Source organism: Chryseobacterium flavum (assembly GCF_003385595.1).
In the GTDB taxonomy this organism is placed as follows: domain Bacteria; phylum Bacteroidota; class Bacteroidia; order Flavobacteriales; family Weeksellaceae; genus Chryseobacterium; species Chryseobacterium flavum.
In genome coordinates this window covers 100,804-123,350 of record NZ_QNUE01000004.1, presented here as the reverse complement: position 1 = coordinate 123,350, position 22,547 = coordinate 100,804, and the positions used below count along the sequence as shown (strand labels likewise).

At 36.1% G+C, this 22,547-nt stretch carries 21 protein-coding genes; 11 read left to right on the top strand and 10 right to left on the bottom strand.

Annotated features, from left to right (window positions below; all coding sequences use genetic code 11):
* Window positions 1-3 precede the first annotated feature (3 nt).
* A complete protein-coding gene (locus DRF59_RS06125) occupies window positions 4-906 on the top strand; it encodes an alpha/beta fold hydrolase (protein WP_241505482.1) in 903 nt (300 codons plus the stop codon).
* A complete protein-coding gene (locus tag DRF59_RS06120) occupies window positions 903-1,451 on the top strand; it encodes an AAA family ATPase (protein ID WP_115957828.1) in 549 nt (182 codons plus the stop codon). The genes DRF59_RS06125 and DRF59_RS06120 overlap by 4 nt, the downstream gene beginning before the upstream one ends.
* A 144-nt stretch (window positions 1,452-1,595) precedes the next feature.
* On the opposite strand, the gene abc-f is transcribed toward DRF59_RS06120, so the two are convergent.
* Window positions 1,596-3,185: a ribosomal protection-like ABC-F family protein gene (gene abc-f, locus DRF59_RS06115; protein WP_115957826.1), complete on the bottom strand. Its 1,590-nt coding sequence runs from the start codon at window positions 3,183-3,185 to the stop codon at window positions 1,596-1,598.
* Between the two features lie 194 nt (window positions 3,186-3,379).
* On the opposite strand from abc-f, the gene DRF59_RS06110 reads away from it, so the two are divergent.
* From DRF59_RS06110 to DRF59_RS06090, 5 genes are all read left to right on the top strand, one after another.
* Window positions 3,380-3,934 (top strand): phosphoribosyltransferase, encoded by a 555-nt coding sequence (locus DRF59_RS06110; RefSeq protein ID WP_041461548.1) that lies wholly within the window; start codon window positions 3,380-3,382, stop codon window positions 3,932-3,934.
* A gap of 149 nt (window positions 3,935-4,083) precedes the next feature.
* Window positions 4,084-4,662 carry an adenylate kinase gene (locus DRF59_RS06105; protein ID WP_115957824.1) on the top strand — a complete coding sequence of 193 codons (579 nt, stop codon included), beginning with the start codon at window positions 4,084-4,086 and terminating at the stop codon, window positions 4,660-4,662.
* Between the two features lie 58 nt (window positions 4,663-4,720).
* Window positions 4,721-5,704: a GTPase ObgE gene (obgE, locus tag DRF59_RS06100; RefSeq protein WP_115957823.1), complete on the top strand. Its 984-nt coding sequence runs from the start codon at window positions 4,721-4,723 to the stop codon at window positions 5,702-5,704.
* Between the two features lie 114 nt (window positions 5,705-5,818).
* Window positions 5,819-6,307 (top strand): DUF6438 domain-containing protein, encoded by a 489-nt coding sequence (locus DRF59_RS06095; RefSeq protein ID WP_115958175.1) that lies wholly within the window; start codon window positions 5,819-5,821, stop codon window positions 6,305-6,307.
* Between the two features lie 103 nt (window positions 6,308-6,410).
* Entirely contained in the window at window positions 6,411-7,031 is a 621-nt protein-coding gene (locus tag DRF59_RS06090; RefSeq protein ID WP_115957821.1) for a porin family protein, read from the top strand.
* 63 nt (window positions 7,032-7,094) lie between these two features.
* Here DRF59_RS06090 and DRF59_RS06085 read toward each other — a convergent pair whose 3' ends face one another.
* Both DRF59_RS06085 and DRF59_RS06080 read right to left on the bottom strand, forming a co-directional pair.
* Window positions 7,095-8,807 (bottom strand): T9SS type A sorting domain-containing protein, encoded by a 1,713-nt coding sequence (locus DRF59_RS06085; protein ID WP_115957819.1) that lies wholly within the window; start codon window positions 8,805-8,807, stop codon window positions 7,095-7,097.
* Between the two features lies 1 nt (window position 8,808).
* Window positions 8,809-9,963, bottom strand: a complete 1,155-nt coding sequence (locus DRF59_RS06080; protein WP_115957817.1) for an autotransporter outer membrane beta-barrel domain-containing protein — start codon at window positions 9,961-9,963, stop codon at window positions 8,809-8,811.
* 290 nt (window positions 9,964-10,253) lie between these two features.
* Here DRF59_RS06080 and DRF59_RS06075 point away from each other — a divergent pair, with 290 nt between their 5' ends.
* The gene (locus DRF59_RS06075) at window positions 10,254-11,561 is read left to right on the top strand and encodes a DEAD/DEAH box helicase (protein WP_115958173.1); all 1,308 of its coding nucleotides are present in this window, start codon (window positions 10,254-10,256) and stop codon (window positions 11,559-11,561) included.
* A 36-nt stretch (window positions 11,562-11,597) separates the two neighbouring features.
* Here the strand turns inward: DRF59_RS06075 and DRF59_RS06070 are convergent, their stop codons facing one another.
* The 7 genes from DRF59_RS06070 to DRF59_RS06040 form a co-directional block, all read right to left on the bottom strand.
* The gene (locus DRF59_RS06070; protein ID WP_115957815.1) at window positions 11,598-12,371 is read right to left on the bottom strand and encodes a TatD family hydrolase; all 774 of its coding nucleotides are present in this window, start codon (window positions 12,369-12,371) and stop codon (window positions 11,598-11,600) included.
* Between the two features lies 1 nt (window position 12,372).
* Entirely contained in the window at window positions 12,373-12,903 is a 531-nt protein-coding gene (locus DRF59_RS06065) for a DUF4269 domain-containing protein (protein ID WP_115957813.1), read from the bottom strand.
* Window positions 12,904-13,854, bottom strand: a complete 951-nt coding sequence (locus tag DRF59_RS06060; RefSeq protein ID WP_115958171.1) for a GSCFA domain-containing protein — start codon at window positions 13,852-13,854, stop codon at window positions 12,904-12,906.
* A 62-nt stretch (window positions 13,855-13,916) separates the two neighbouring features.
* Window positions 13,917-14,888 carry a polyprenyl synthetase family protein gene (locus tag DRF59_RS06055; protein ID WP_115957811.1) on the bottom strand — a complete coding sequence of 324 codons (972 nt, stop codon included), beginning with the start codon at window positions 14,886-14,888 and terminating at the stop codon, window positions 13,917-13,919.
* 230 nt (window positions 14,889-15,118) lie between these two features.
* A complete protein-coding gene (locus DRF59_RS06050; protein WP_115957809.1) occupies window positions 15,119-16,261 on the bottom strand; it encodes an inorganic phosphate transporter in 1,143 nt (380 codons plus the stop codon).
* 17 nt (window positions 16,262-16,278) lie between these two features.
* Window positions 16,279-16,917, bottom strand: a complete 639-nt coding sequence (locus tag DRF59_RS06045) for a DUF47 domain-containing protein (RefSeq protein ID WP_115957807.1) — start codon at window positions 16,915-16,917, stop codon at window positions 16,279-16,281.
* Between the two features lie 151 nt (window positions 16,918-17,068).
* Window positions 17,069-18,751, bottom strand: coding sequence for a DEAD/DEAH box helicase (locus tag DRF59_RS06040; protein ID WP_115957805.1), 1,683 nt, complete (start codon window positions 18,749-18,751; stop codon window positions 17,069-17,071).
* A gap of 433 nt (window positions 18,752-19,184) precedes the next feature.
* On the opposite strand from DRF59_RS06040, the gene DRF59_RS06035 reads away from it, so the two are divergent.
* The 3 genes from DRF59_RS06035 to DRF59_RS06025 all read left to right on the top strand — a co-directional run bounded on the left by DRF59_RS06035 (window position 19,185) and on the right by DRF59_RS06025 (window position 22,424).
* Complete coding sequence (locus tag DRF59_RS06035; protein ID WP_115957803.1) at window positions 19,185-19,847, top strand: DUF2461 domain-containing protein; 663 nt, start codon at window positions 19,185-19,187, stop codon at window positions 19,845-19,847.
* 298 nt (window positions 19,848-20,145) lie between these two features.
* Complete coding sequence (locus DRF59_RS06030; RefSeq protein ID WP_115957801.1) at window positions 20,146-20,940, top strand: FkbM family methyltransferase; 795 nt, start codon at window positions 20,146-20,148, stop codon at window positions 20,938-20,940.
* 8 nt (window positions 20,941-20,948) lie between these two features.
* Window positions 20,949-22,424, top strand: coding sequence for a lipopolysaccharide biosynthesis protein (locus DRF59_RS06025; RefSeq protein ID WP_115957799.1), 1,476 nt, complete (start codon window positions 20,949-20,951; stop codon window positions 22,422-22,424).
* The last annotated feature ends 123 nt before the right edge of the window (window positions 22,425-22,547 follow it).

The window sequence follows — 22,547 nt, the reverse complement described above, 5'->3', positions numbered from 1 at the left end:
TATATGGTCTCAAAAATAAACAATGAGTCCAAGCTTTTCTACACTTTATTTTCCCCTGAAACAGCAAAAGCCACCCTACTCATTGTTCACGGAATGCAGGAACACAGTGGAAGATATACAGAGATTGCAGAATATTTTGCAGCTCATGGGATTGCTGTATTGACGTATGACCATTTGGGACACGGGAAATCAGTAAAGGAGAAAAAAGACATTGGTTTCTTCCAGCTTGAAAAACCGGATGAAAGGCTTATTGCCGATGCAGAAATGATGGCTGATCATCTTGCAGAGCAGTTTCCGGATGTCCCACATTTTATTCTGGGGCATTCTATGGGATCTTTTATTACCCGTTGTCTTCTTCAAAGGGCAAGCAGTAAGTTTGCAGGAGCCATCATTACAGGAACCGGCGGACCTTTACCTGGAATAGACTTTTTAAGAGGTTACTTATCTTTAGCTACAGCAATTGCACCTCGTCATCGTACTTTTCTGAATTCTGTTTTTACAAGTGTCAATAACAAGCATTTTAAAAAAGATAAAGATTTCAGTGATACCAGCTGGCTCAGTGTAAATCCTGAAAACAGAAAGAAGTTTGAACAGGATGAACTCTGCGGAATTCCGTTTACCCATAATGCCTTTTATACTTTATTTACCATCTATAAAAAGGCTACAACTAGAAAATGGGCTTCTTCCATTCCCAAATCATTTCCTTTTTTATTGGTAAGCGGACAGAATGATCCTATCGGTGATTTTGGAAAAGGAGTGATGCATACGGTCAACTATTTAAAAGCTGATGGCTTTCAGGATGTAGAAGTCAATATGTATCCGGAAATGCGTCATGAGATCATGAATGAGAAAATACGGGAAGAAGTACTGAATGGAATCTATAACTGGATTTTAACAAAATCATGAGACTCCACATTTTCGGAGCTTCAGGTTCCGGCGTTACCACTTTAGGAAAAGCACTGTCTGAAAAACTCGATATTGAATACTTCGACAGTGATGATTTTTTCTGGCTTAAAACTGAAATTCTTTTTACAGAAAAGCAACACCCTGAAATAAGAAACACCATTGTTTCGGATAAACTTCACACCACTGAAAACTGGATTTTCGGAGGCTCTGTTATTCATTGGGGTGAAAATGTACTTCCTTCGTTTGATCTGATTGTATTTCTTTATCTCCCTCCTGAAATAAGAATGGAAAGACTGAAAAAAAGGGAATATGAAAGATACGGCGATGAAATTTTTACCAACCCGGAAAGAGCTCAAAAATATCAGGAATTCATAGATTGGGCTAATGATTATGATCACAATACCGGTATTGCCAACAGAACTTTAAAAGCACAGCTGGAATGGTTATCTGCAATGAACATTCCTTTCATTGAAATTTCAGGTGATTATGAATTACAGCAAAAAATGGATATGGTTCTGGATGCCGTAAAAAAAGCGAAGAAATAACTATCCTATGAAGGATTATATTACAAAAGAGGCCGTCTCAAAAACAACCCCTTCTGTATTATAGGTTTCACCAAAGCTGATTTCCAATATTTCTTATTGTTCAGCCACTAAGGTCCATTTTCTATTGACAACTGAAACAACCATTTAACTTAATGCTAATTCCCGGTCTATTCCAATATCTTCCAGGAAAACCTCATCATGGGAAATCACCAATAAAGTTCCATGATAATCTTTAATAGAATTGGTGAGAATTTCCACATTCTGAAGGTCCAGGTTATTGGTGGGTTCATCAAGGATGATCATATCAGGAGCCTTATTACTGATGGAAAGCCCACATAGGAGTAACCGTAAACGTTCACCTCCACTCAACACCCCGCATTTTTTATCCCAGGTATCTTTCCCGAATAAAAACCTGGATAGTAATGTTTTCACTTCGGATTCCTGCATTGCGCTATCATTAAAGGTCTGCACAAAATCGTAGAGGGATGAAGCATTGTTAATCAGAGAATATTCCTGATCAATATAAATACTATTAAATTCCGCCCTGCTTATTTCCCCTTTCGAAGGTTCAATTTCTCCCAGCAAAAGCTTTATTAGTGTGGTTTTCCCCGAACCGTTCTCTCCTTTAATTGTGATTCTGTCCCCACTCCGGATCTCAAGATCAAGATCTTCTTTCCAGAGTTCCTGATTTCCATAACTGAAATTAATATTCTCAGCCGTAACCAGGTTCTTTCCTGAATGCAGGTTGGAGTCATTAAAATTAACTTTCATCTGATCCGCATTCCTTACCGATGAACGAAGATCCCTTAATTCATCTGAAATCCCACTGATTTTCTCAGCATGTATACTTTTCAGTTTTGACGTATTTTTTTCAGCATTATTCCGCAGGGTATTCATCATAATCCTTGCCACTCCTGATTTTTCCTGTTTCCCTTTACCCCTTGCATCAAGCTTTTGTTTTCGCTCCAGTGTTTCCCTTTCTTTTTCTTTTGCTTTTTTCAACGCCCGTTCTTTAGCGTGAATATCATGATACAAAGCTTCGTCCTCCACTTCCTTTTGCTCTGCATAAAAATTATAGTTTCCGCCATAGGCTGTTATGCCCTGACTGCTGAGTTCGAATATGGTATCCACAAGATTGAGTAAAGTACGGTCATGGCTTACTATGACGAAAGTCACATCTGTTTTTTCAATAAGATCATACAACAGCTTCCTCCCTTCAAGGTCCAGGTGATTGGTAGGCTCATCCAATATGATAATATCAGGTTGACTGATCTGGATTCCTGCAAGAAAAGCTTTGGTCTTCTGTCCGCCACTTAAGCCTTCCAGCTTTTGAGTGAGTTCAAAATTGCCAAGCCCCCAATACTCCAGGGCATGCCGGCTCCGTTCCTCAATATCCCAGTCGTCATTGAGTATTTCAAAATAAATTTCATCTACTTCCCCACTGGTAATTTTTTCCAGAGCATACAGCTTTTGATCTATTTTCAGACACTCGGCAAGGGTAAGATGATTAAAATTACCAAACATCTGGGGCACATAAAAAATATCACCCTGAATATTGACATTGCCACTTAAAGGTTGTATTTCACCTGCGATCATTTTCAGCAGGGTTGATTTTCCCATCCCGTTGCTTCCCACAAGAGCAGATTTGGTATGAGACTGTATTGTTAAATTGGTATGATTGAATAGAAGATTTCCTCCCGGAAACCCAAAGGATATATTTTGCAGTAAAATCATGATTTCTTTCTTAATAATAGTTAAACACCGGCAACATTAAGTTACTGTTTGATCAGATTGGAAAGAAATTATATCCTACATGACTGTATTTTTGGGTTTTGAAAGAACAAAGATAGTACAAATACCGGATTAAACACAAAAAGATTTTATTCAAAAATCAAAAATCCGTAACTTTGCCTCCTACTAAAAATTTTATGGAAAGCATTAAAGTTCACGACAAAACTTTCGTTCCTTATTTAAAGGATGCCGAAATTCAGGAGATTGTAAAAGAGACAGCGTTAAGAATTTATGAAGATTACAAGGATGAAGTTCCTGTTTTCATTGGCGTGTTAAATGGAGTTGTTATGTTCTTCTCTGATCTTTTAAAATACTATCCCGGAGAATGCGAAATTGCCTTTATCCAAATGAGTTCTTACGTTGGGACTGAGTCTACAGGAATTGTTTACCAGAAGATGGAACTGACTAAAGATGTGAAGGACCGTCACATCATTCTTGTAGAAGATATTGTTGATACAGGAAATACGGTTGAAAGTCTTTTCAAATATTTTAAGGAAACACAACGTCCTAAATCTGTAAAGCTGGCAAGCTTCTTACTGAAACCTGAAGTGTATAAAAAAGATTTTAAACTGGATTATATAGGAAAGGAAATTCCAAATAAGTTTGTACTTGGATATGGTCTGGATTATGATGAATTAGGAAGAAACCTACCGAATCTGTATCAGCTGGAAGAGGGACAAATCAACCATTAAACGCTGTTGGCTATTAGCTGATAGCTTTTAGCTTAAATTATATAAAGAATAAATTTAATAATAACTTAAAAAAGCTGAAAGCAAAAGAGCAAACCGCCAAAGCCAGAAGCCGCAAGCAAAATGCCAATTGCCGGAAGCGAATCAACATTATGATAAACATTGTTCTGTTCGGCCCTCCAGGAAGTGGAAAAGGAACACAAGCTCAAAACCTGATCGAAAAATTTAATTTAAAGCAAGTTTCAACAGGCGATCTTTTCAGATATAACATGAAAAATGATACTGAACTTGGAAAACTGGCAAAATCTTACATCGATAAGGGAGAATTGGTTCCGGATCAGGTAACAACAGATATGCTGATCGATGAAATCAGAAAGCCTACTGATACCAACGGCTTTATTTTTGACGGATACCCAAGGACTACTGCCCAGACTGAGGCATTGGAAAAAATCGTTAAAGAAGAGCTGAATGATGAGATTGACATCTGTCTTTCATTAGTGGTAGAAGATAAAATTTTGGTGGAAAGACTTCTGAAAAGAGGTGAAACCAGCGGTAGATCAGATGACAGCAATGTAGAGATCATCGAAAACAGAATTAAAGAATATTATACTAAAACAGCTGAAGTAGCCGAACTTTATAAAAAGCAGGGAAAATATGTTGAAGTAAACGGTGTAGGAGAAATTGACGAAATCTCTCAAAAACTTTTTGCTGAAGTAGAGAAAATTAAATAATCGGGATCCGGGTACAGAATATATTCTCCTGTACCCTGCAACCCGCAACACAAACTATATGTCTAACTTTGTAGATTACGTAAAAATTCATTGTAAAAGCGGACACGGAGGAGCAGGTTCTGCACACCTTCGCCGTGAAAAATATATCCCGAAAGGAGGCCCTGACGGCGGTGACGGAGGTCGTGGCGGCCACATCATCATGAAAGGAAATGGCAATGAATGGACTTTACTCCCCCTTCGATACACCCGTCACGTAAAAGCTGAGCGTGGTGAAAACGGAGGAAAAAATCAATTAACCGGAGCATTCGGTGCCGATGTTTATATCGAGGTTCCTGTAGGAACAATTGCCAAAAATGAAGATGGCGAAATTTTAGGTGAAATCCTGGAAGATGGTCAGGAGATCATTCTGATGCATGGTGGAAAAGGAGGATTAGGAAATGAGCATTTCAAATCCTCAACCAACCAAACTCCAAGATATGCACAGCCTGGGCTTCCTGGTGAGGAAGGATATATCATCTTTGAGCTTAAGATCTTAGCCGATGTAGGATTGGTAGGGTTCCCTAATGCCGGAAAATCTACATTGTTATCTGCTGTTTCTGCAGCAAAACCGAAAATTGCAGATTATGCATTTACTACCCTGACCCCCAATCTGGGGATCGTAGATTACAGAAATTACAAATCATTTGTAATGGCTGATATTCCCGGAATTATTGAAGGGGCAGCAGAAGGAAAAGGACTTGGGCACCGGTTCCTGAGACATATTGAAAGAAACTCTATCCTGCTGTTTTTAATTCCGGCAGACTCTGAGGATCATTTCCAGGAGTTTAAAATTCTTGAAAATGAACTGAAGGAATATAATCCAGAGCTTTTAGATAAAGATTTTATTATTTCCATTTCAAAATCCGATCTTCTGGATGATGAACTGAAAAAAGAAATAGCTGCTGAATTCCCGGAAAATAAACAACCTTTATTTTTCTCTGGTGTTACGGGAGAAGGTCTGGTAGAATTAAAAGATGCAATCTGGAAACAACTGCACGGATAAAAAATTATTTTACTTCATAAGAAATATACTGCCCCGGAATAAATTTCCGGGGCTTCTTTATAAAGCGCCGATCTTTTGGAACAATTATTGAGAGATCCTCAGAAAATAGAAACAATGAAATATATACTGGGGCTTTGTGCATTTATATTTTTATTTTCATGCACTTCTCAAAAAAACAATTCAAAATATTCTAAAATTGAATATGAAGCAACACCATGCTTTGGGTTTTGTCCTGTTTTCAAAATGACAATTAATCCTGACAGAACAGCTGTTTTTGAAGCTGAACACTTTAACTTTAATGACAAACCTTCAAAGGATGAATTTTCAAAACAACGCGAAGGAACTTTTACAGGAACCATCAAAGAAGTAGATTATAATAAATTAATACTTCTGCTGGATGGTCTGGATGTAAAAAACCTTAATGATAAGTATGGTGAAAGAAATATTACAGACCTTCCTACTTCCTATTTGAGAATAACTTTTCCCGACGGCACTTCCAAAAATATAGAAGATTATGGAAAAAACGGAACTGAAAAGCTTTCTGAAGTATATCATTTCTTTGAAAACCTGAGAAAAAATCAACAATGGACTAAGGTAAACTAGTTTATTTTAAAAATATTAAATTAATTTTGTACAAATAATTCCTTCAATTGAAAGGAATTATTTTTTTATAAAAACATAATCATTAAACTCAAAAAAAATCAAAATGAAGAAGAACATTTTATTGCTCTTTTGTTTTGCCGCATCTGCTTTTGTGTCTGCTCAGAACTCATCAATGAGTTTTGGAATAAAGGGAGGCTACACTTTATCGAATATGAAATTTTTTAATACCCAATTAGACTCAAAATCTTATTTCTATGTGGGTATCGTGGCTGAACAGCCTTTATCTTCTAAATTTGGCTTACAGGCAGAAGTTTTATATACACAACTGGGAGGTAAAAATTCATATCCCGGAGAACAGCTGGTAGGTAATGAAATTGTAAATACAGGCGATATGAAATTTGATTATAAGCTTAACCAAATACAGGTTCCCATTTCTGTTAAGTACTATTTTATTCCTGATCTGTCTGCTTCTGCAGGAATGAATTTCGGATTTAATATTTCGTCCAAAACAAAGGCGGATACTCTTTTTGGTGAAGTCAGCAGCAACAGTACGAATGTAAAAGCCCTCAATCTCTTTCCTTTCCTGGGTGCAGAATATAAGATTAATGAACAGTTTTTCATTGATGCACGATACAATTTCAATTTCTTTGAAACCAATAAAAAGGATGCAGTTCCTACTAAGATCGGGTTTCTGCAGGCAGGTGTGGGATACCGGTTTAATTAAATTACCCTACTATAAAAAACAAATGGTTGCCCGCGATCCGGACAACCATTTTTATATTCAGTATTATCGTTTAATAAATTGTTTTGTAGCAACTCCCGTATCAGTAGTAATTCTGATAACATAGGAGCCGGATGGAATATTTTTTACATCTACCTGATTATTTCTGACGGCTACATCTACTTTTTTACCTGAAATATCATACATTTCAATTTCATTAATCTTTCCGGGCGTTGAAATATTCAGAATATCCCGGACAGGATTAGGAAATATCCTGAGCTCTGTACTTAGCTTTACCTTCTCTCCTTTATCCAGATTCAGAAACATGTTTACTGGTGTCTTTGCTATATTAGCTGTGAATTTGTTAACAGCATTGGGATCACATGGAGTAATTTTAGCAATATACCGGTAAGCCCTTATCAGGGTATTGGGTAAAAGTGTTATACTGTTCCCTGAATTCATGATAATCCCTTGATCTGGAGTTATTTCATAATTACCTATCGTTTTAATTTCTTTGGCAACATTATAGGTAAAAAAAGTATAATGAGTTTCAGGAGTACTTAATGTCAGCTGATCCATACAAGGTGAATAAGGAGTAACATCATATTGAGATTCAACAGGTTGTGGCAGCCCATACCGGGCACCTCCTGAAGCCAGAGGAACAGCATTCATATCCACTCCCATGGAAGAACCATAGACATCAGGATTAAGAATTTTACCCAGATAGATATTATCGGGCCGGCTTATATAAATATCACCATATTTATTCCTTTGAATTCCCAAGCTCTCAAATAACGGATCAACAGCCGGATGATAAATTTCCATATGCTGAATATTTGAAGGCGTGGAATTGACAAGATCAATGGCATGAATATTACGATACCCTAAAAACAGTACGGAAGCATCTTTATTAAATTCCGGAACATAGCCTCTTATACCGTCAATTTGTAGTGAGTAATCAGGGGTAATCATTCCGGTAGAGGAATTGAATGAATATACTTTATTGGTAAAAGCAGGATTAGTCGTATTGGTATCAAGATAATACGATATGCAGATATAATGAGAATAGCTATGATTGTAATTATAGGGAATCTTCGGAGAAGGTTTTATAGAATAATATTTACTTTGGTTTAAGCTTACCGGAAAATTCAAATCACTTACCACCGGATTCCCGTTAGTGATTCCCTGATGACTCACTTTATAACTATACAGTTTTGTGCCATTCGGAATCAAAACCCAAAAAGACTCGTCAAGAACATTGGGAACTACCGTTATTGCTTCAGAGGAGAAGGTCTGGCCTGTATTATCCTGAACCGGAATATTTTTAACTCCCTGCACTACATCTCCCAGGGGAGCACCATTAGATCCGATTGCACCTAAGGACATATCTACAAGAGAATAGCTGATAGTGTTTATCGGAGCACTATTCTCCCCTGTAATAAAAACATAATATTGCTTGGAGTTACCAGGATTTTTGACAATAACAAGCTGCTGTGCGGAGTCATTCTGATACGGAGCAAGCAAGGTTCCATTGGGCATTACCTGATTATCCCTGTTCCAAATCTTTTCGCCGCTCATATAAAAAAGAAGGTTTCCTCCGTCATCACTCACTGTACCGCAGGCCTCCATAGAATTCATATTACTCGTGGTTATGCCTACAGGGGTCTGGTTATAAAAATTCACCGCTGCCTGATTTCCAAAATACCAGTTATCATTTTGCCGTTGAGAAAAAAGAAGAAAAGGTATTGACATCAGTAATGTTATATAAATTTTTTTCATATCAATCTATTGAGTTATTAACTTTTTTCTCCAGGGCTTCAATCCTTTTCTGCTGTTCAAGCGTATACAATGTCAGCTCTTCAATCTTTTTTAATAACAGAATGTTCATTTCTTTAAGCTCTACTCCATTTTTAATCGCATCCTCTGTAGTGGGAACTTCCGGTAAATGTCCGTTGATGCTGATAAATTGTTCCAGCTCATTCAAAGGCATCAGCTTGTAATCTTTTTCAAAAACGTAATCTGCCCAGCCACTGTCCAGTGCAATATCAACCTTTATCTTTTCAGTTCTGATACCATCTTTTACAAAAAGCTTATATTTTAATCCATCCGGTGCAATACCATCAGCAGGAAGCTGGGTACTGAACTGGCCAATTCCTATTGTTCCGTTATTTCCCACTATCCAGTTTCCTATATTTAATTGATTCTGGGGAGATGAAGTATAAGGAGTGATAAAATTCCCGATAAAAATATTATTGCTTCCTGACAGAATGGTTTTGGCATTGGAAGATCCTACAGATATATTATTTGAACCCGAAGTCATTCCTGAAAAAGAACCGGTTCCCAGCACTGTATTATTGTTTCCTGATCCAATATACCTTAATGCATCCCATCCTACGGCCACATTATAATCCCCCGATAAATTACCGGATCCCAATGCGCTGTTTCCTACCCCTACATTTCCTCTTCCCTTTTTAAAACTCTCCAATGCATTCATCCCTACAGCTACATTCATTGAAGCCTCTGTGGTAAGCCGCATACTATTCTGTCCTACAGAAACATTATCATTTCCACTGGTAATCGCTGACATTGCATTATTTCCAAAAGCCGCATTACCATTCCCGGCTACATTCTGAGTAAATGCCCCCATTCCGAAAACCGTATTGTATAGCCCGGTTGGATTATCTACACCTCCACCAAAAAAAAGGTTTTTATCCCAGACCTGTCCGGCACCTGTTACGTTAAAGAATATAAATCTACCTCCGGGAGTAATCTTCATTTTCTCACTATTAGCGGTTTTGAAAACCAACGATTGGTTATCTGTTGTCCCGATAAAATGAGTGCCGGGAGCTGTTCCTGCATTTCCGGTAAGATTCCATGTTTGGGCTTGTACATTCAGGCCTGCAACAATTGCAAGCAAAAAGATTGTTTTTTTCATGATTATTTTTTTATTCGTATTCAAATATAGAACACAAATACTTATAAATACTTATAAACACTTATGTAATCTCTATAAATAATTATAATTTTTCAATACTATCAATAATTAAAGTTAAAAATATTCATATAATCAGAAAATAAATTAAACTTTATTCATAACAAATAGTACTGAAAAACATACTTTGATTCCTTTAACGATGAAATGTTTTTCTTAAAATTATTTAAACTACCTTTGCAGATAATTCTTTCAGGTTGAAAGAATTTTTATTTAATTTTAAAATAATTCATTTGAATTTTACAGACTTACAATTAATAGAACCTATTGCTAAGGCAATTCAGGAACAAGGATATACCAATCCCACGCCTATTCAGGAAAGATCTATTCCTGAGATTTTAGAAGGGAAAGATTTTTTAGGATGTGCCCAGACCGGAACAGGAAAAACAGCAGCTTTTTCTATTCCTATTTTGCAGAATTTATCAAAAAATAAAGTTTCCAACAATTATATTAAAGCATTAATTCTTACTCCTACAAGAGAACTTGCTATTCAGATTGAGGAAAATATCAATGCCTATGGGAAATATCTTCCCTTAAAACAGCTTGTTATTTTTGGTGGGGTAAAACAAGGTAACCAGGAGGCAGCCCTTAAAAAAGGAGTGGATATCCTGGTCGCTACACCAGGGAGGCTACTTGACTTCATTGCCCAGGGCATTATCAGTCTCAAAAATCTTGAAATCTTTGTTCTTGATGAGGCAGACCGTATGCTGGATATGGGATTTGTACATGATGTTAAGAGAATCATCAAGCTTCTTCCCCAGAAAAGGCAAACTCTGTTTTTTTCTGCAACAATGCCGGGAGAAATTCAGAAATTAGCCAATTCCATCCTGAATAATCCTGTAAAGGTAGAAGTAACGCCTGTTTCCTCTACAGCAGATACCATTAAACAATCGGTATACTTTGTAGAAAAGGAAAATAAGCTGAATCTGCTTGCCCATATTTTAAAAAATGATATTTCTGATTCTGTTCTGGTTTTTGCAAGAACCAAGCACGGTGCAGATAAAATTGCCAGAAAGCTTCAGAAGGACAATATTTCAGCTGAAGCCATTCATGGAAACAAATCCCAGAACGCAAGGCAAAATGCCCTTAACAACTTCAAATCCGGAAAAACCAGGGTGCTTGTAGCCACCGATATTGCAGCAAGAGGTATTGATATTGATGAACTGAAATTCGTAATTAATTTTGAACTGTCAGATGTTTCTGAAACCTATGTACACAGAATCGGGAGAACGGGAAGAGCCGGAGCTGAGGGAACCTCTATTTCTTTTGTAGACGGACTTGATCTTTTAAATTTAAAGAATACTGAAAAGCTTATTGGAAAGAAAATTCCTGTGATTAAAGATCATCCTTTCCATACTGATGATCTTGTCATTCAGAAAAGGGACTCTAATAATAAGCCTGTTCCTGCAGGAGCGGAAAAGCAAGGACCAAAACAAGCTTCAGGAGGACAAAAAAACAGAAGTAAGAAGAAACCTTCTTCTCCTACTGCTTCAGTTGGGTTTAAAAAGCCTAAAAATAAAAATTTTACAAGAAAAAAATAAAATAAAACCCTTTTCAGATCTGAAAAGGGTTTTATTTTATTTTTGAGCAGCCACAAAAATGTTCTTCGCATTTTGAGTCGTAATCCTGTCTATCTCTGAAAAATCTTTTCCGTAAATGTTAACCAGCTTTCCGGCTACCAGATCAAGATAAGAACTTTCATTTCTTTTCCCTCTGTGAGGAACCGGAGCCAGATAGGGAGAATCCGTTTCCAGGACAATTTTATCTAAGGGGACTTCCTGTAAAAACTGATCAATCTTACCATTTTTAAAAGTCACTACTCCACCGATCCCCAAGATAAAATTCAGATCAATAGCATGTTTTGCCTGTTCCAGATTTCCGGAAAAACAATGGAAAATCCCTCTCAGTTTCGGATGTTTCTTTCTTTCCAATACCTCAAAGGTTTCATCAAAGCTTTCCCTAGTATGGATCACAATCGGAAGGTCTTTTTCTATCGCCCAGTCGATCTGCTGTTCGAAAGCTTTCACCTGAATATCCAGTGTTGTCTTATCCCAGTACAGATCGATCCCGATTTCTCCGATTGCGGGAAAATCTTTCTGATCAAGATAATTTTTTACGATTTCAAGTTCTTTCTCCCAGGATTCCTGTTTTACATAACATGGATGTAACCCCATCATTGAAAAAATCTGTCCCGGATATTCTGCTTCCAGCTGCAGCATTTTTTCATGGGATTCAGAGTCAATGGCAGGAAGATAAAATCCGGTAATTCCTTTATCTAAAGCTCTCTGAATAGCTTCTTTTCTGTCTTCATCGAATTCTTCTGCGTATAGATGTGTATGTGTATCAATCATTTTATTTAAATTTCAACAGATCTTCATAAGGATTTTCAAGTCCCAGCATCATTCCGAAAGCCGGTTCTGTTTTTATGCCTTGTTTTTTCAGTTCTATTATTTTTTGTTTAAACTCTTCTCCCTTTTCCTGTAATATTTTGTGCTCAGCAATCATATGAAGGTATGCATTCTGCTGGGTGGTAGGCTTATTCTGTCCAAAAATCTCAATGGGAAATTCATCCAGCATGAAACTTAATGTGATGCATTTTTCACCGTTTATGACAGGATATTCAACTTTTGTTTCCACATCGTGAGGAATAAACCTGCTGAACATCAAATCATCCAGAAAATCTTCTTCAAATCTTAAATCCACCTCAAAAATAAGATCCAGATCACTTCCTTCTATATCTATTTCAATAGGAACAGTCCCTGCTAAAATAGGTGAATATGCCTTTAATTTTTCAAAAAAGTGATGTTTTGTAAGAAGTTCGTAAGCTCTTTTCTGTCTTTCATTTCCGTTTTTCAGATAATCAATCTTCGTAAAATCAGTCATTTAGAATATTTTATGTTTTACTTTCTTACGCTGATTGTCTATTCTTTGATCAAGTTTTTCTCTGAACTCAATAAATTTTGGATCTTTCTTATCATTGGTTTTATGCTCCAAGGCCTTGATAATTTTAAAATTTTCTTTGATAAAATCCTTCGTTTCATCAGAAAAATAAGCGTTTCCGAATTTCTCAAAAATATAATTAACCGCCTGTGTGCTGGGATGAATCATATCTTCTTTATAGAAACGGTAATCCCGCAGGTCATCCATTAAAATTTCATAAACCGGCAGGTAATGACAGTCTTCGAACATTGAAATTGATTCATGAACAGCCGTAATCAGTTTGGATTTACTTAACTGGTTTTCTACCATCCCATCTTTTGTATGCCTTACAGGTGAAACCGTAAACAGGATCTGTACTCCTTCTTTACAAATGTCTTTAAGATCCAGAATGGTCTGGTAAATCGAACTGGTCAGTTCCTGATGGGAAAGCAGTCTTTTTTCAAAAAACTTCTGTGGAATTTTGTGACAGTTAGCCACCAGTTTATTTTTGGGCAGAAACTCGTAAATAAATGATGATCCATAGGTAATGATGATCCAGTCAGCTTCCTGCAGAAAGGCATTTCCGGCCTCAATGGCGTTGTTAATTTTATCTAGGGTCTGATGAATATAACGGGTATCAAAACTGGTGTGATGATCCAGCGAGATATATTCTTCATTGTAAGTAATCAGCTCCTCTTCTTCATAAAACGCAGAATCATGTAATCTATTGACTGCATTATTGATAGAAAACGGATTGAAAATTGTACCAAAAGGGTTATTTAAAGTCTGAAGCTGTCCATCCTGAAGTAAATCTGTCATTTCAGAAGCAAAACATGAACCTATTGAAAATATTTTATCTTCAATTTCGATCTTCTTTTCTGATGCAGGAATATCAACTTCTGTTCTGAATTTCATTGTATAGGGATTAGATGGCAGGAAACAGGTTGGGTGGTAAATACTGCTGCCTGCCACCTGTATTAGCTCTCTCTTCTTAACAAATAATTTGCCAGTTCAATAAACGGTTTTTTCTTTTCTTCGGGAATATCTATTTTCTGAAGATAACTTTGTCCGATTTCATTATGCTTCTCAATTAAACGGAGAGCCTTTTCGTCTACTTTTGTTCTTCTGAAGATTTTTTCAACACCATATACTTTATCTACATTCTCCGTTTTTTTAGAATACCAGTAATCCAGCTCTTTTCTTTCTTCCTCTGTAGCATGTTCTTTTGCTAACAGGTATAAAACTGTTTTCTTATTTTCATAAATATCTCCGGCATGCTTTTTCCCAAACTGAGCCTGATCCCCGAATACATCAAGATAATCATCCATAATCTGAAAAGCAATACCGATATGTTTTCCAAAATTAAAAATAGCTTTTGCATCTTTAAAGTCAGCTCTTGCAATCAATGCTCCGATTTCAAAAGAAGAAGCACTTAAAACTCCGGTTTTATAAGTGATCATTCTGATATAATCATCAAAAGTAACATCTTCCTGAGTTTCAAAATTGATATCATATTGCTGTCCTTCACACAATAAGAGTCCGGTATGGGTAAAGATCCTGATACATGCTTTGAAAATTTCAGGTTCAAGATCTTCAAAAAACTTATATGCCTTAAGCATCAGCCCGTCTCCGGAAAGGATTCCTACATTGATTCCGTGTAAAGTATGGATGGTGGGTTTATTTCTTCTTAATGGGGCTTCATCCATAATGTCATCATGGATCAGCGTAAAATTATGGAAAAATTCTATTGCCAGCGCAGGCTTAATAGCCTGTTTAAGATCCCCTCCAAACAGATCACACGCCATCAGAACCATAATGGGACGAAGACGTTTTCCACCATGAGAAATAATATAATTCATCGGATCATACAGTTCCGTAGGTTTATCTTTAAAAGTGTACTTATTAATGGCGTCACCAACGATCTGCTGATATCTGTCTAAAAATTCCATAAAATTTTATAATTTGAACAAAAATACGATTTTTCAAGGCTTTATAAAATAAAAATCCCCTATTGTATGATTAGATTTTCAAGTTACAGATTTTTTAAAAAGCCTGAACGTTTGATAATCCTGTAACCATTTCAGTAGTTACATTTTCCGGAATATCCTGCTGCATAAATTATAACAAAAAACTTTGCCCGATGAGGCAAAGTTTCTATAGATTTTATATTTTTCTTACTCTAGGAAAGGAAAGTTACCAAAAGGTAGGTAATTCCCGCTACGATAGCTGAAATCGGAATCGTTAATACCCAAGCCCACAGTAAGCTTACAGTAATTCCCCATCTTACAGCTGAAATTCTTTTTGTTAAACCAACTCCGATGATAGAACCTGTGATCGTGTGTGTTGTAGATACAGGAATTCCGAAATGATCTGTAATAAAGAGCGTTATTGCTCCCGCAGTTTCTGCACTTACTCCTTCCAGTGAAGTTACTTTCGTAATTTTGGTTCCCATTGTCTTGATGATCTTCCATCCTCCGCTCATTGTTCCTAAACCGATTGCCAGGAATGAAACCAATGGAACCCAAAGATAATGCTGTGCAAAATAATCAAAACGGGCTGCAGGTGCAATGTTCACATAAATAGGATCGTTCAGCATCTCAACATGATAATAGATCAGAGCTGCTCCTATAATCCCCATTACTTTCTGGGCATCATTTAGACCATGTCCTAAGCTGAACAATGCTGAAGAAGCCAGCTGAAGCCTTTTAAAAGACTGATCTGCCTTATGTGGATTTGATTTTTTATACAGATGTACAATAATCAGGGTAATAATGATTGAGATAATCATCCCTATAATCGGTGCCATGAAAATGAACAGGAAGATAGGAATAACTTTATCAAACTTTACCACACTCTGATGGGTTACCTGGCTGAATGCTTCTTTAGCAGTCTCCCACATTCCTAAATCCGGCTGTGCAGATGCCACATCATGATAGTCCAGCATAAAGGCGTGCATCAATGCGGCCCCGAGAAATCCTCCGATCAGCGTATGTGATGATGATGAAGGGATTCCGAACCACCAGGTAAGAAGGTTCCAGGCAATAGCTGCCACAAGCCCTGAAAAGATAACTTCTAATGTGATAAAATTCTCGTTAACTGTTTTGGCAATTGTATTACCAATTTTAAATTCTCCAATAACATAGGCAGCCAGGAAAAAAGCTGCAAAGTTCCATAGCGCCGCCCAAAGTACAGCCTGGAATGGAGTTAAAACTTTTGTAGAAACTATAGTCGCAATTGAGTTGGCTGCATCATGAAAACCATTGATATAGTCGAAGACCAGGGCCAATCCAATAATAACTATAAGTAAAACCGGAAATTCCATTTTTTGCTATGTATTGTTTAGGCGTATTTAATCATGATGTTCTCAATTGTATTGGCAACATCTTCTGCTTTATCAGTTACTACTTCAAGATAGTTAAGTACGGATGAAACTTTAATGATGTTAATGGCATCGTTTGTTTCAAACAATTCTACCATTGAGTTTGAAAGCAGGTCATCTGCAATATTTTCAATTGAGTTTACTTTAATACAAGCTTCTTTTACCTGCTCCATATTCTTGAATCCCTTAAGATTTTTCATAGCATTCTGGATTTCAAGACATGCTTTATGGATCAGTAAAGAGAAATCCGAATACGCTTTCATCTCCGGAGACTTATATAAGAAAATATATTTTGTGGAAGCGTAGATATAATCTGCGATATCATCCAGTCCTGTTGCCAACGTGTGGATATCTTCACGGTCAAACGGGGTAATGAAGTTTTTCCCCAGTTCTACGAAGATCTCATGAGTAAGCTCATCATTTTTATGTTCGAAGTCGCTCATTTTTTTCAACATCGTGTCATCATTAAGATCGAAATCTTTGATTCCAGCGTTGAATTCTTCAGACATTGCAACTAGATTTTCAGTTACTTTTTCAAAAAGCACGAAAAAGATTTTATCCTTTGGTTGAAAAGCGTGGAAAATATTACCAATTCCCATTTTTTAGTATTTATAATTCGAGTGCAAATTTCTTAAAAAAGGATCTTACCTGAAACTATCTAACATTAAGTTTTGTTAACATTAGCTTAACAGTTGATTATCAAATAAAAAAACCGGCAATAATGCCGGTTTTGTATGGTATAGGAAGAGATTAGTTTGCTACTTCAGCTCTCATGTCTTTTCCTTTGAATTTCATGGATTGAATATTGCTCAAAACATTGTCTTTGAACGATTTTTCAACTTCGAAAAAAGAGAACTTCTCTAAGATTTCAATATCACCGATTTCAGCTCTTTTCTTGCTTTTTCCACCAGCAGTAGCTTTATTGATAATATCTAAAACATCAAGTTTCTTCAAATGATCTTTTTTCCCAAGATTGAAGAAGAATCTTACCATATTTTCATCTTTTCTTCTTGGTTTTCCACCACGGTCTCTGTCTCTTCCTCTATCTCTGTCACGACCTCTGTCTCTATCTCTACGGTCTCTTCTTGAATAATCATCATCTCTGCTGCTAAGTTTCTGCTCAACAAGATCATGTTTATCTTTGTAATATAAAGCCAGATCTTTCAGCTGGAACTGCAGCAGCTGGTGTACCAGCTCTTCTTTTGTAAAGTTACTCAGATCCGGAATTAAGCTATCATCAAATTCGAAAAGATCTTCGTGCTCCGTCAATAATTTTTCGAATACACCTCCTACCTGAGCTTTGATAATATCATCGCCAGTAGGGATTGTTCTTTCATGAATTTCAATTTTCGTAGCAGATTTGATCTGTTTCAGTTTTCTGCTTTCTTCAGGCTTGATCAAAGCCATAGAAATACCATCTTTTCCTGCTCTACCTGTTCTTCCGCTTCTGTGAACGAATACTTCAGGATCATCCGGTAAAGAGAAGTGAATAACGTGAGTCAGAGAGTTTACATCCAATCCTCTTGCTGCAACATCTGTCGCTACAAGAATATCGATATTTTTCAATCTGAATTTCTTCATCACTGTATCTCTCTGCGCCTGGGAAAGATCACCATGAAGTGCATCCGCTGCATATCCGTTCTGCATCAGGAAGTCTGCTACCTCCTGAGTTTCCATTCTCGTTCTGCAAAAGATAATGGAATACTGGTTAGGATTGGCATCAATTAACCTTTTTAATGCTTCTTTTTTCTGACGGTACCCTACTACATAGTATTCGTGAGTAATATTCTTCTTCACTTCATTGATAGAACCTACAGAAATACGGTGAGGTTTTGTAAGATAATTTTTGGAAATTCTTTCCACTTCTTTATTCATCGTTGCAGAGAATAAGAAAGTCTGTTTTGTTTCCGGAGTTTCACTTAGAATGGTTTCCAGTTCATCTTTGAATCCCATAGAAAGCATTTCATCAGCTTCGTCTAATACTAACCAATGGATCGCAGAAAAGTCCAATGCTTTTCTGTTGATAAGATCAATTACTCTTCCCGGAGTACCCACAATGATTTGTGGTTTTTCCTTCAAAGATCTCATCTGCTCTACAATACTACTTCCACCATAAACCGCAGTAGTTTTGATGTCTTTCATGTATTTAGAGTAATTCTTTATGTCTTTAGAAATCTGAAGACATAATTCCCGTGTCGGACAAAGCACCAATAATTGGATTTTGCGACTCGTATCGTCAATCATATCCAAAATCGGAAGCGAAAACGCTGCTGTTTTGCCTGTCCCTGTCTGCGCAAGTGCGATCAAGTCGCGAATATCTGAAAGAATAAAAGGGATAGTCTGTTTTTGGATTTCTGTTGGGCTTTCGTAGCCCAGTTCGCCAATTGCCTTAAGAATATCAGGACTTAAATTGGTTTCCGTAAATAAATTCATTAACTATTTTAAAATTTTTGCAAAGATACAATAAATATTTGATTTGTTTTTGAACAAAGTGTTAAATATATAAACTTAAATTCAGAATCTTTTAATATTTTTTTGATTTTTTGAAAATAAAAAATAAAAAAACAAGCTCTAAATTAAAAAATTGCTAAACATTATTTTTTTTTATTAAATTGGATTGATTATTTCCGTGTTATTTATGAATTTTCAAAAATAAATACTTTAAAAGACAATTTTTTCTTTTACATCGTTCACTATTAAGACCATTCAAGACCTTTTCTGATACAGCTCTGCCACATTGTGGCCCGCCCTGGTAATTCTAAAAGAAATGGATAATTATCTTATTCTTTTGGTTAAAGATGCTTTATTTTTTTAATTTCGTTCTCACTGAAGATATCAAAAAATTAACAATTAATACCAGGCAAAAATGAATACGGTCAATAAGGATACTCTATCATTCCTGAAAAAATTAACAAAAAACAATAACCGGGAGTGGTTTAATGAAAATAAGAACCTTTATACACAATCCCAGGAAAATGTGATTATATTCCTGGAAGATCTGATCCAGGAAATGGCAGGTTTTGATGAAGAGCTTGGCAAAATAGATGCTAAAAAAGCTTTATTCAGAATTTACAGGGATACAAGATTTTCAAAAGACAAAGCTCCCTATAAAACCAATTTCGGTGCTTCTCTGGGAATTGGCAAAGGGAGCCAGAGGGGAGGCTATTACCTTCATATTGAACCCGGCAAATCATTTCTGGCCGGCGGAATCTATATGCCTGAATCTTCTGTTTTAAAAGAAGTCCGCAAAGAAATCTCCTTATATGGTGATGAGTTTCTGAAAATTCTGAACAATAAAGATTTTAAGAAACATTTTCCGGAACTTGATCAGGATGACAAACTGAAAAAGGTGCCTCAGGGATTTGAGAAGGAAGATCCAATGGCAGAGTATCTGAAACTGAAAAATTTTATTGTTTTGTATCACTTAAAGGATGAGGAAGTTCTGGATAAAAATGCAGTAAAGAACATGACCAGGATATTCAAACTGATGAAACCATTCAATGATTTTCTAAACACTCCATTTCTTTAGCTAACAGCAGATTATATCAATATTTTTATATTTGACAGTATAATACATTCTCTTAAGAAATTCACATGGTTTCTTAAGGGAGATATTTTTTAAAAAGATTCGACCGGCTGATTTAGAACTAACAGGCTATTTTTCTGGGTAATATGTTTCTTAAACAAATCAGAAACCTGTTAAATCTCATTTTCCCTAAAATGCTTCACCAAACAGTATTCGCTGAAAATCAATATATTATATTTAACGTTTTTTAAGAGAAGTTTTACATTTTTGCTTATCTTTGCTGTTCGTCAAAATGCTAAAGATGTCTTTATACCAAAAAATTGCAGAAAAACTACAATATATAAGTCCGAGTTTCTACAAAAAAAGATATTTTAAGAACTTAAAGAATCTTAGTAAAGATAATTTTTCGGAACGTAATGTAGAACCGGAACTGGTATGGATCAAGGAATATCTTCCTGAAAACTCTGTAATACTGGACATTGGCGCAAATGTAGGGACATTTCTTTATCAACTGGAAAACAAGCTGGAACATAAGCATATGTATGCTTTTGAGCCCAATAAAAAGCTTTATCAACGGTTAAAAAGGCTGTTTCCGGGCATGAAAATACTTTCATTAGCACTGTCAGACGAAAATACAGTGGCAGAATTTAAAGTTCCTGTCATCAATGGGAAAGCAATTGCATCCCGTGGAACCCTGAATACCTCGTATAAGGAAAAAGGTGAAGAAAAAAGCTATACAGAAAAAGTAGAGGTAATCAGACTGGATAAGTGGGCGGCAACAGAAGGTCTTAAAAGACTTGATTTCATCAAGATCGACGTTGAAGGAAATGAGATAAAAACTCTTTCCGGGGCTAAGGAAACCATCAGTAAATTTCTGCCAACCTTAATGGTAGAAATGGAACAAAGACACCACCAGACCCCTATTTGGGATGAAATTTCTGAAGTGGAAAGCTGGGGATATGATGCTAAATATCTTAACCGAAACAGCTTTATATTGGAAACTCTTACAGAAGATATCCTATTACAAAACACAAACGACGAAAAAAATAAAACCCAGTACATCAATAATATTATTTTTATACCTAAAAATCTTTAAAACAACTTATGAGTGTAGTAGCGAGACAAGGCTTCAAATATTCCATTATCGGCTATATTGGTTTTTTGCTGGGCACGGTTTCCGCAATATTCATTTTCCCCAATGATTTTGAATTTTACGGAAAGCTGCGCTATATCCTTCCTACTGCTGAAATGTTGGTTCCTTTCGTAGTTCTGGGTATCTCCTATTCCAATGTGAAGTTTTTCCATACTGTAGAAAGAGATGGTAAGAAACAGAATATGCTGTCATTATCATTACTTACGGTTTTTATAAATTTTCTGATTTTTACCGTAGTATTTTTCATACTTCCATATTTTTATCCAAAATTCAGACATTCGGAAGCCTGGAAGATTAAGGAAATGATCCTTCCATTAATTTTAATTCTTTCTTTTTGTGCAATTTTCAATAAATATACATCCAACTATAAAAGGATTGTTGTATCTAATATTTTTGACAATCTCTTTCCTAAAATAGCGAATCTGGGAGCGTTCTGCCTGTTTTACTATTTTGCATTATCTCAGAAGATTGCATTTGCATTCTTTTTCGGAATATTTGCCCTGATGCTCTTTGGATATATTTATTATACCAATAAGCTTGAGAAAATCCATTTAGATTTTAATACGGATTATTTCAAAAAGAATAATTTGTGGAAAGAGTTTTTTAATTACAGTTTCTTCGGATTTTTGGGAACTTTTGGAAATTATCTGGCCATTAACAGCTTTATGATTGGTGAGTTTATGGGAATGGAAGAAGTAGGAATCTACTCTGTATTGTATGCCCTTATTTCTTTGATTTCTATTCCCCAACTGGGATTGTTTAACATCTCTGCTCCGATCATCAATAAAACTCTTGCGGACGGAGATATGGAAGAACTGGACAGGTTTCATAAAAAAACATCTTTATCCCTGTATTTTTTAGGAGCAGTTTTATTTTCCTGTATCATGGTAGGTTTTCCTTATCTGACACAGTTTATGCCTAAAAACGGTACCATGCTCAGGGAATACGAACCAGTTGTATGGATTTGGGGGTCAGCAGTTTTAATAGATCTCGCCACAGGGTTCAACGGAAATATCATTTCTCTCTCCAAGTATTATCGTTTCAATATTTTTGTGATGCTATTATTAGCCGGGTTAACAATAGGGCTGAACTATTATTTTATCAAAAATACAGATCTTAAACTGATCGGGATTGCTTTATCCACTGCCATTTCTCTCTCTGTTTATAATGTGATAAAGATTATCTTCAATTATATAATTTTTAAAGTATCTCCCCTGAGCATTGAGATGATTTTTGTGTCCATTATCTGTACCCTGGCCATTACTGTAGCCATTGTCCTTCCTAACTTTAACAGTAACCTGATCAACCTGGTTTACAAACCCATTGTAGTATTGGCATTGATCTATGTCGGAAATTATTTTACAAGAATTTTCCCGATAGAAGATTATCTCAATATGAAATTCATCAGGAGTATTTTCAAGTTCTAAGACTAAAAAATATCAGGATTATATCAGAGAAACATAATTTGATATAAAATACAAAAAAATAAACGCTCCGTCGCTGAAGCGTTTATTAAGATACAAAACTTATAATATTTGTATTGAAGATTC